Source organism: Enterococcus sp. C57 (assembly GCF_040887305.1).
GTDB lineage: Bacteria > Bacillota > Bacilli > Lactobacillales > Enterococcaceae > Enterococcus_B > Enterococcus_B hirae.
The window spans coordinates 1-878 of sequence record NZ_JBFOFP010000025.1 but is presented as its reverse complement, the minus strand read 5'-3'; the positions used below and the strand labels follow the sequence as shown (position 1 = coordinate 878).

1 pseudogene is annotated in these 878 nt (G+C 33.7%); it reads right to left on the bottom strand.

Annotated features, from left to right (window positions below):
* Positions 1-878: pseudogene (locus tag AB5M32_RS13630) on the bottom strand (hypothetical protein); the annotation flags it as partial.

Sequence of the window (878 nt, the reverse complement as noted above, 5' to 3'; positions counted from 1 at the left end):
ACTGAATAGATTGATATAGTTGAATATATTCTAAATAATTATTCTTAGTGACATTTTGTGGAAGAACAGGATCAAGAATATACCCCGTTTGAGGAATAGTCTGCTTATCGGTTTGTTTGGTTGTTTGATGCCCTAGGTTACTTTCTAAGTTTTGTATACTATGTAGATTCTCAGATAAATGAGCAGCAGCTCTTTTTGGATGTCTTTCTTCATCAAGCGCCGTTTCCTGATTCTGATTCACTGGGGTATTTTCTGAATTTTTTATACTCTTATCCTGTTTCTTTTGTATAAACTCACCTGTGCCCCTATCATTATGTATGTTATGCGGATTCTGAGGATGTTTTTCTTCATCAATCAGATATTCCTGATTCTGATCCTCTATAAAGTTTACTTGATTATTTTCCGAACCAGGCTGATTAACTGCTTTTCCTGCCATTGTTTGTTCCATTATAGGATATTCTACCTGTTGACTATTTGACGATTCATCGAATAATTTGTTCGATTCTTGACGTTCACTTAATTCCATTACATACTTCATTGGTTTTTTTCCTGAGTTTAATGTCTCATCAAATCTCATTAATATTTCCGTTATTTCTTCTGTCATGAGACTATCATTTGATGAATCATCGAATAAATCATTATTAGATTGTTTTGGAAGTTCATTCGATCCGTTCACATAGTCCACTAGATTTTTTGCTGAATCTAACGTCTCATCAACTTCCATTAACGCTTCCACTTTTTCCTCTGTCGTGAGATTATCATTTGATGAATCTTCGAATAAATCATTATTAGATTGTTTTGCAAGTTCATTCGATCCGTTCACATAGTCCACTAGATTTTTTGCTGAGTCTAACGTTTCATCAATTTCCATTAACGCT